Below are 9218 nucleotides of genomic sequence, written 5' to 3'. Positions count from 1 at the left end.
AGCGATACGTTGCCCGAGAGATCCACCGCTGCCTGTCCGCCTCGCCACTACCGCTGCCTGCACCCCGAACGGCTTGACGAACCATAGGGGCATCACCTGGGGAGATGGCTGAGGTCCGGGAGGATCTGGAGGCGTTCGCGGCGGAGATGTTCGAGGCGTTCACCCGCAACGATCAGCGCCGTTGGGGGCAGGTCTATCTGCGCGGACTGCTGCTGGACGGTGGGCGCAAGTCGGTGGAGCCGATGGCGGCCCGGCTGGGCGAGGACGGCAACCGGCAGGCGCTGGCGCACTTCGTGACCTCAAGCCCGTGGGACCCGGCGCATGTGCGGGCCCGGCTGGCGTGGCGGATGCAGAGCGAGGTGAAGCCGACGGCGTTGATCGTCGATGACACCGGCTTTCTCAAGGACGGCGATGCCTCCGCGTGCGTGTCCAGGCAGTACACCGGCACCGCCGGCAAGGTCACCAACTGCCAAGTCGGGGTCTCACTGCACCTGGCCTGCGACCACGCCTCCACCGCCGTCGACTGGAGACTGTTCCTCCCCAAGTCCTGGGACCCGGCCTCCGAGAAGGCCGAGCCGGCGAAAGTCGCCCGCCGCGAGCGCTGCCAGATCCCCGTGGGCCTGGGTCATGTGGAGAAGTGGCAGCTCGCCCTGGACATGGTCGACGAGACCCGTTCCTGGGGCGTGCACGTCCCGCTCGTCGTCGCGGACGCCGGATACGGCGACGCGGCGGCGTTCCGGCTGGGCCTGAACGAGCGCGGACTGAACTACATGGTGGGGATCTCCACCTCCCTCAGCGCCCAGCCCAGCTCCGCGCGACCGGTCACCCCGCCCTACAGCGGGAGGGGCCGTCCGCCGGTCGCCCGGTATCCAGAGGCGGCGAAGAGCGTGAAGGCCCTGGTGATGGACGCGGGTCGGACCGCGGCCAGGCCGGTGTCCTGGCGCGAGGGCACCCGTCCGGGCAAGGGCCGCACCGGGTTCAAGCGCATGTACTCGCGATTCCTCGCACTGCGAATCCGCCCGGCCGGACGCGAGATCCGCGACGCCGCCGACGGCGTCGAGCTGCCCGAGTGTTGGCTGCTGGCCGAATGGCCGGCCAAAGCGCCCGAGCCGGTGCAGTTCTGGCTCTCCGACCTGCCCGCCGACACCCCGCTGACCACCCTGGTCCGTCTGGCCAAGCTCCGCTGGCGCATCGAACACGACTACCGCGAGATGAAGCAGGCCCTGGGACTGGCCCACTTCGAAGGCCGCACCTACACCGGCTGGCACCACCACGTCACCCTCGTCGCCCTCGCCCACGCCTTCTGCACCCTGCAAAGGCTGGCCCGGGCCCCAAAAGGAACGGCAGCGGCCTGAGCCTCTACCAGGTCGTCCGCGAGCTGCAGTTGGTCCTCGCCACCTGGACCGGCCGCTGCCCGACCTGCCACCGCGACATACCCACACCCATACGAACCTGACCAAGCCCTACTAGGCGGCCGTCACGGACGGCCACGCCACCCCACGGCTGCGGCGGCGCCAGGTTGGTCAAGGCACGACGGCCATAGAGCGGAGCGGGTCCTGGCACGGGCCGGGGCGTAAGCGGGCATTGCGGTCGCTCGTCGCGCGGGTGCGAACCGCGTCCGGCGCGGCGCAGCGTGCTCTTCCGTTGCGACGATCATGGTGGACCCGTGCGGTCCTCGGCCGTGGGCCGTCCGGGCAGAATCTGTTTCCGATGATTCGGCAGGGGCAGCCGAGGTCCATGGACCAACGACGGGCCCCTTGGTGGGACAGCTCCCTCTCCTTGCTCATGCACGGCTACGCCTGGCTTCCGGACCTGCGTCGCCGCAAGCCCGGCCCAGTGGCGCGGGCGCGCCTGATGGGGAAGCCGACCGCTGCCCTGCACGGGCCGGAAGCCGTCCGATTCTTCTACGACGAGCGTCACGTCCAGCGGACGGGTGCACTTCCCGAGCCGGTGAAGAGCACGCTCTTCGGCCATGGCGCGGTCCACTCCCTCGACGGGCAGGTCCACCGGCTACGCAAGGCCATGTTTCTCTCGCTACTCGCCGACCCCGACCGGGTCCGGGCACTGGTCGACAGCGTCGGGGAAGCTGGGATGGGGCGGTGGAGACCTGGGCGGACCGGCCCCGGGTGGTCCTGCTGGACGCGGTGGCACAGATCCTCACCGAGGGTGTCTGCCGGTGGGCGGGGCTTCCGCTGCCCGATGACGGGACCGGGCCGCTCACCGCAGACCTGGTCGCCATGGTCGACGGCTTCGCAACCCCCGGGCCCAGGCACTGGCGCGCGCGATTGGCCCGCCGCCGACGGGAGACGTGGATTGCCGCAATCGTCGACCAGGTGCGCAGCGGGACGGCCGGCCTTCCGCCAGACTGCGTGGTGGAGCGGGTCGCGCTGCACCGCGACCTGGACGGCGACCTGCTGGCCTCTCGTGTGGCCGCGGTCGAGGTGCTGAACATCATCCGTCCAACGGTCGCTGTCTGCTGGTTCATGGTGTTTGTCGCCCACGCGTTGCATCGCTGGCCGGACACCCGCACGAAGCTTGCAGGGGGCGACGCGCAGTACACCCGGGCGTTCGTCCAGGAGATCCGCCGCTTCTACCCGTTCGCCCCGTTCGTAGGCGGCACGGCCGCGACCGACCTTTTCTACCAAGGTGAACCCATCCCCGAGGGAACGATGGTGCTGCTTGATCTGTATGGGCAGAACCACGATCCCGACCTGTGGAAGGACCCCTACGAATTCCGGCCCGAAAGGTTCCTCCGCCATCCCGGCGATGTGGACCAGTTGATCCCTCAAGGTGGAGGAGATCCTGCGACCGGCCACCGCTGCCCTGGTGAGGCCGTGGTGATCGGGCTACTCGAGGCCCTTTCCCAGCGCCTGGCCCTGCTGGACTACACCCTTCCCAGCCAAGACCTGAGCATCCCGCTCGGGCGGATGATCGCCCGGCCACGGAGCGGTTTCGTGATCGAGGCGGTCCACCGGGTCTGAGATCGTCCCGGCTGCTGATTCTAACGGCTGACCGGTCGGCGCCCCCGGCCTGCGACGCACCGCTGGCGGGAATGCTCGGCGGCGCAACCATCGGTCGTTACCTTCGTGTGGACCGCCCGAGCCTCGGGGCCGTTCGCTGGCTGGCTGTCCGGCGGCTGGGTCGTCCAGTTCGCGACCCTGGTCGTCATGACCGCGCTGGCCAAGGTCGGCGCGGGTACATGCTGGGCCTGCTCGGTCCTGACTCGCTCGCCGATGACGGCACGGCCGGTCACGGTGACCGCTGTCCTGCTGATCGCGGCAGCGACCGCCGTTGCCCGCCGCAGTCTCCACCTGGCTGCCGCTGTCCAGTACGTCCTGCTGGGCCTCCGACTGGTGACGCGCCTCCTTCGGGATCGCGGCGCTGGCCGCGGACCGCGCCGCCGCGCCTCTCTGTCCTGCCTCGCCCCGCACAGCACCACGGCTTCGGCGAACGGGCCGAAGCCGTGGTGCCGTGCCTGTACATCTGCTGGGCCCGGGACGCGCCGATCATGTCAAGGAGGAGACCGGGTCAGTGCCCGCGCCCCAGCCTGATCGCGATCTGCCTCTTCACCGCCTTCGCGGCGGTCTCCTTCACCGGCACCGGAAAGGAAGTCCTCAGACTTGGCCGCCCCGGCAAACACCCCTTGGACCCGTGCTGCCGACCACGCCGGGCCGAGCAACCGCATCCCTACAGAGAGCGGGTCCGCCGTACTGCCGCCAAGTTCCATCGCCGCGACGAACAGCGTCCTACGAAACAGCGTTCCGACGGACCGACCTGCTTGTGGACCCCGATCGGTTCACGCTGAGGCCGCCGGCGGACTGATCACGGTTGGCGTTTGGATCGTCAAAGCGGTCCGAAGAGGGCAAGAAGGCTGAGGCGGCAGGGTGACCGACTGTGACTTGGGTGTCGTTCTGTGGATGGCACCCAAGTCTCGTTGGAAGGAGGAGAATCAGGACGGGAAGGAGAACCTGTGAGCACAGCATCGCAGCACCCCGAGGATTACAGCACCGTGGCCGACCCGGAGCGGGCTCTCAAGTACGCACTGCGCCGGGTGGCTGGCGACCGCGCTGAAATCATCGAGGGAGTCATCACCCCCATGTCGCCGAGCTGGGCCCACGAGTCTGCCGCCGAGGTGGTCCGGCGCCAGCTGACCCCCCGTTTGGAAGAGCTCGACCTGGTGTCAGGCTCAGGCAACCTCGACCTCCCCGGCAGTGAGAACTGGTATGTCCCGGACCTGGCAGTGGTGCCCTCCGAACTTGCCATAAAGACCGAAGGCCCGTTGGTGCCGGACCAGACCCTGCTGATCGTCGAGGTCAGTTCCCCGTCGAATGCGGAGACCGACCGAGTCACCAAGCGGCGCCGCTACGGGCAGTACGGCGCGCCGCTGTACCTTCTGGTGGACCGGCAGAACCGCGAGTGCACGCTCTTCAGTGAGCCGACCCGGCTCGGCTACGCAGCCGCCGACGGGCCTCACCCCTTCGGTACCCCTGTCTGGCTACCCGCCCCGTTCAACCTCGAGCTCGACACCAGCCGGCTCTGAACAACCTTCTCGGCGCCCGCCTCACGTTCGAGTGGGGCGGGCGCCGTGCTGCGTTCTGGAAACTGGCCGCGGAGAAGCAGCGACTGAAGCGACCCAGGTCCTGGTATCGGGGCTTCAGTCGCTTCCTGCCTGCGAGAAGGCTGCCAGTGACTCGGTCGCTTGGGTCGCCGGGGTTGGGTCGCTTGCGTTTGCGCAGGTCAGAGGGATGTAACTGGCGGGTAGCGACTGAAGCGACTGAGGTTTCGGTATATGACGGCATTCGCGTGCGCGCGTACGCGTTCATATAACCGACCTTGAGTCGCTTCAGTCGCTGATCAGCCCGCCCCAACAGGTCTGACCTGCGGAAATGTGCGGACAGGCGGTAGCTACTGAAGCGACCCGGCCGCTACCCCCACCCCACACAGTCGCTGCTCCGATCGGGGCGACACGCCCAGTGGAGCGACCGAACGGGAAAACCACGGCACTGCCTGCCTCAACGAGGCTATTCCGCCCGGAGTGAAGTACTCGGTCGCTTGGGTCGCTGGGGTTGAGTCGCTTGCGTTTGCGCAGGTCAGAGGGATGTAACTGGCGGGTAGCGACTGAAGCGACCGAGGTTTCGGTATATGACGGCATTCGCGTGCGCGCGTACGCGTTCATATAACCGACCTTGAGTCGCTTCAGTCGCTTTCTGATCAGTCACAGGTGTTTTGACCTGCGCCAACCCCAGCGACCCAACCCCAGCGACCCAAGCGGCCCAGTCGCTCACCCCATCCCCACAGTCGCTGCCGCACCACCAGAAGCCGGTGTCTGCCCCCGGTCCTCCGCTAGTCTGTGACTTCATATTGGAAAATGGGTCGCTTCAGTCGCTGGATGCCTGCTGACCTGCAAGAATGCGTCAGCGACAGAAGACCGAGCCGAGCGCCAGCACAGGATCTGCAAGACAGGGTGGGGAGGGACCGAGTGGCGGTGAGCCCTGGCGACGCCCTCGCTTCGCGTGCCCATGCTCCAGCAGCCATTGCACTCTGGTGCGCCGAGCAGGGCTGGCCCGTCCACCCCCTCACTCCTGGCAGCAAGCTCCCTGCCGGCAACTGCGCCGCATGCTCCAGCCCCGGACACACAGCCGAGGGCTGCCCCTGCCTCACCGCCGGCCGCTGGTGCCATGGCTTCTTCGCGGCCACCACCGACCCCGCGCTCATCCGCACCTGGTGGACGAAGAACCCGCGTTTCGGCGTCGGCATCGCCTGCGGCCCCGCCGGTCTGGTCGTCATCGACGTGGATGCCCACCCCGCACCGGTCCCCTCCCGGGACCGCCTCCTGCCCGGTATCCCGATCGACGACCACGTCGACCTCACCGGCCTGGCCAACGGCTTCCACACTCTCGGCCTGCTCGCAGCCCTGCGCGGCGCCCCCAGCCCGGCCGACGACACCGCCACCCTCCGAGTGCGCACCCCCTCCGGAGGCCTGCACATCTGGTACCGGGCCCATCCCCACCTGCCGCTGCGTTCGTCCACCGGGTCCGGCAAGAACCGTGCCCTGGCCTGGCAGGTCGACATCCGAGCCCGCGGCGGATACATCATCGCCCCCGGCACCACGACTCCCGCCGGCACCTACATCGCGCTTGGCACCAGCCGCAGCCCTGCGCCGCTGCCGAACTGGCTCGCCCAGGACCTCCTGCGCACCCATCACGCCGAAGAGCTCCACTCCCCCACCGCGGCCGCCACTATGCCGCCCCCGCGGGCCCGCCAGGCCGTCATCGCGGCCGGCGGCGCCACGTCCGTGCCCAAAGCCCTTCACACCGTGCTCGCCGAAGTCGCGGCCTGTGCAGCCGCCCCCGAAGGCATGGGCTTCACCGAGAAACTCAACCGCGCCGCGTTCACTGCTGGCGGCCTCGTCGCCGCAGGCCGCCTGCGCCCACACGAAGCCGAAAGCCTCCTGCGCGAAACCGCCACCACAGCCCGCCCCCACCAGGACCGGCGCTGCGAATCGATCATCCGCACCGGACTCGAAGCAGGCGCCCGGCGCCCGCTTCACCCTCAAGGACGCGCATGAACTCCACTGACTACGGGGCCGGGGGCTTCGACCCCCAGGCAGCAGCGCAGCAGATCCTCGCCGCGCAAGCCGCGCCCCTGTCCGCCCAGCCGGGGAACGCGCCCGCTCCGATCCAGGACAGCCTCCTGGAAATGATGCAGCCAACCCACGCCTCCCCGGCATCCCGCCACACGACCATGACCACACCGGGGAACGCACCTGCCCCCGCCCCCACGGCAACCCCCAGAGGACTCCTGCCCGACTCCCTCAGCGACCGTGGCAACGCCAAACTCTTCGTCCACCTCTACGGCGGCGACTACCGCTATGTCCCCGGCCTCGGCTGGTACAGCTGGGCCGGCCACCGCTGGCAGATCGACGAGACCGACACCGTCCTGTGGGCCGCCGGCGATCTCGCCGAACAACTCAGCCTCCACGACCCCACCGGCACCTACACCAACACCGAACTCGCAAGGCACCGCCGCCGGGCCCTGTCCACCAACGGCATGAACGCCATGCTCGACCAGGCCAAGGCCGCTCCCGGCATGGTCATGCACGCCTCCACCCTGGACGCGGATCCCTACGCCCTGTGTACCCCCGGCGGCGTCGTCGACCTGCGCACCGGACACATCACCCCGCCCGACCCCAAGAAGCAGAGCCACTCCCGCTCCACCACCGTCGCCCCGCAGACCATGCCCACCCCCCGCTGGTTCCGCTTCCTCGGTGACACCTTCGGCACCGACGCCGAAGGCCAGGAAATGATCAACTTCCTGCACCTGTGCCTCGGCTACTCCATCTCCGGCGACGTCGGCGCGCAGATCATGCCGTTCCTCTACGGCAGCGGAAAGAATGGCAAGTCCGTTCTTCTCGATGCCATGCTTCAGCTCCTCGGCGACTACGCGGACGCGGCCCCGCCCGGCTTCCTCATGGCGAAGGCCTTCGACGGCCACCCGACCGATCTCGCCGAGCTCCACGGCCGGCGCATCATCATGTGCTCCGAGCTGAAGCCGGGCGACCGCTTCGACGAAGCCCGGGTCAAACTCCTCACCGGCGGCGACAAGATCAAGGCCCGCCGCATGCGGCAGGACTTCTTCAGCTTCACCCCCACCCACAAGCTCTGGCTGTTGGGCAACCATCGGCCTGAGGTTGGCACCGGCGGCCCTGCGTTCTGGCGCCGCATGCGCATGATCCCCTTCGAACGCGTCGTTGCCGAGGACCGCAAGATCGACAACCTTGCCGGCGTCCTGGTCGCCGAAGAGGGCCCCGGTATCCTCGCCTGGCTCATCACCGGTGCACGCCGCTACTTCAGCGGCGAGAAGGACCTCGCCGGCCCCCAGCGCGTCCAGACCGCCACGAGCGCCTACGCCGAGACCGAAGACAGCGTCGGACGGTTCCTTGGCGAAGCCTGCAAGATCGCCGACGGACTCCGCGCCGAACAAGCCCAGCTCTATGGCGCCTACACACGCTGGTGCAGCGAAGAAGGAGCCAACCCCGTAACCGCCCGCGCCTTCGCCGCACGAGTGCGCGAAACACTGGGTATGACATCCCCCAAAGACATGGTCCTGTCCAACTCCCGCAAGTACTACCCCGGGATCGGCCTCTTGGCCGACGAGGAGCCGCAGCCGTGAGCGCCCTGATCGACCCCGCCGACCTCGCACACGAGATCGAGATCCGCTGGCTCGAAGACCCCGAGCGGCTCGACTACGTCCGCCAGTCCCTCGAGCGCCTCAACTCCCGCAAAGGCCGCCCCCCCTACCACCGCGACGGCCGCATGGTCGGCTACGCCATCCTCGGCCCCGCCGCACCCGCCTCCCGCGCCTCCGGCACGTTCCGCCGCCGCGTCTTCTGGCTCCTCCCCCATGACCGCGACCAGCAGCCCGACGGTCTCTACGCCAGCGGCGCCCCCTCCGAAGCCATTGACCCGCGCACCGTCGCGCCCACCATCAAGGGCGACAAGACCGAGCGCTCCCAAGGCGGACCGGCTTCTCCGGCCATGGTCGAACTGGGGATAACGCTTCGCAAGAGCTGACCCGGCCCGTCCCTGTCACCGAAGCCAGCGCCTCGATCCTGCAGCCGGTTGCCAGGTACGGTCCCTCGGGCCGACCCGGACGAGTACCGTCAGCAGTGCATGAACCGGCCCCGCGCCGGTCCGAGCCGACATGGAGGATGGTGGGAATGAGCGCCCGGCCCACCGAACACAGCGCAGGTCGCCTCGGACTACCGTCGATGGACACTGTGCAAGAGCTACGGGCCGCATTGCGGGCCGGCCACGGCTTCCCCGGCGACGCCGAACGCCTCGACGCCGAGCTCGCCGCCCAGCTGCTGCGCCGGGTGCTGGTCGACCGGCTCGACGAGGTGGCCGAGGTTGGTACCGTGGTCGACCTGGTAACGGTCGCCGAGATCGCCGCCGCCTACCGCGGCCGGGTGCTGCTCGCCACCGACCTGGACGCCGTCGACGCGATCGACGAAGCTGTCACCGACCTACTGGCCCGGCAGAGCACCGAGTGAGCCACCCGGACCACCCGGACGGCGAGGTGGTCGCCGTGGTCACCGAGGGTGCCGCCCAACGCGCCAAGGAGCTTACAACTTGGTGCGCGATAGACGGGGAGTGTGGGGGGCGTCGTGGATGATCATGAGCCATGAGGTCGGAGTGGGCTCGTGGGGTGTTGTCGCA

Annotated in this window: 7 protein-coding genes; all 7 read left to right on the top strand. The window is 68.9% G+C overall.

Going from position 1 to position 9218, the window contains the following annotated elements; genetic code table 11:
- The first annotated feature begins 104 nt into the window (after nt 1-104).
- The 7 genes from AB0442_RS40615 to AB0442_RS40585 all read left to right on the top strand — a co-directional run bounded on the left by AB0442_RS40615 (nt 105) and on the right by AB0442_RS40585 (nt 9052).
- Nucleotides 105-1355: an IS701 family transposase gene (locus tag AB0442_RS40615; RefSeq protein ID WP_366168551.1), complete on the top strand. Its 1251-nt coding sequence runs from the start codon at nt 105-107 to the stop codon at nt 1353-1355.
- Nucleotides 1356-2099: 744 nt separating this feature from the next.
- Nucleotides 2100-2981, top strand: a complete 882-nt coding sequence (locus AB0442_RS40610; RefSeq protein WP_366168550.1) for a cytochrome P450 — start codon at nt 2100-2102, stop codon at nt 2979-2981.
- 989 nt (nt 2982-3970) lie between these two features.
- On the top strand, nt 3971-4540 hold the full coding sequence (locus tag AB0442_RS40605) for a Uma2 family endonuclease (protein ID WP_366168549.1): 570 nt from the start codon (nt 3971-3973) through the stop codon (nt 4538-4540).
- A 993-nt stretch (nt 4541-5533) separates the two neighbouring features.
- Complete coding sequence (locus AB0442_RS40600; RefSeq protein WP_366168553.1) at nt 5534-6568, top strand: bifunctional DNA primase/polymerase; 1035 nt, start codon at nt 5534-5536, stop codon at nt 6566-6568.
- A gap of 176 nt (nt 6569-6744) precedes the next feature.
- Complete coding sequence (locus tag AB0442_RS40595; protein ID WP_366168552.1) at nt 6745-8172, top strand: phage/plasmid primase, P4 family; 1428 nt, start codon at nt 6745-6747, stop codon at nt 8170-8172.
- The gene (locus AB0442_RS40590; RefSeq protein WP_366168548.1) at nt 8169-8573 is read left to right on the top strand and encodes a DUF6009 family protein; all 405 of its coding nucleotides are present in this window, start codon (nt 8169-8171) and stop codon (nt 8571-8573) included. The genes AB0442_RS40595 and AB0442_RS40590 overlap by 4 nt, the downstream gene beginning before the upstream one ends.
- Nucleotides 8574-8770: 197 nt before the next feature.
- On the top strand, nt 8771-9052 hold the full coding sequence (locus tag AB0442_RS40585; protein WP_366168547.1) for a hypothetical protein: 282 nt from the start codon (nt 8771-8773) through the stop codon (nt 9050-9052).
- Nucleotides 9053-9218 lie beyond the last annotated feature (166 nt).

This window comes from Kitasatospora sp. NPDC085895, from assembly GCF_040702125.1.
In the GTDB taxonomy this organism is placed as follows: Bacteria; Actinomycetota; Actinomycetes; order Streptomycetales; family Streptomycetaceae; genus Kitasatospora; species Kitasatospora arboriphila.
This window is presented reverse-complemented; position numbering and strand designations above follow the sequence as displayed.

What these genes read in the sequence shown, in the direction of transcription:
- AB0442_RS40615 (WP_366168551.1), top strand. Translation starts at nt 105, where the DNA reads ATGGCTGAGGTCCGGGAGGATCTGGAGGCGTTCGCGGCGGAGATGTTC.
- AB0442_RS40595 (WP_366168552.1), top strand. Translation starts at nt 6,745, where the DNA reads ATGACCACACCGGGGAACGCACCTGCCCCCGCCCCCACGGCAACCCCC.
- AB0442_RS40585 (WP_366168547.1), top strand. Translation starts at nt 8,771, where the DNA reads ATGGACACTGTGCAAGAGCTACGGGCCGCATTGCGGGCCGGCCACGGC.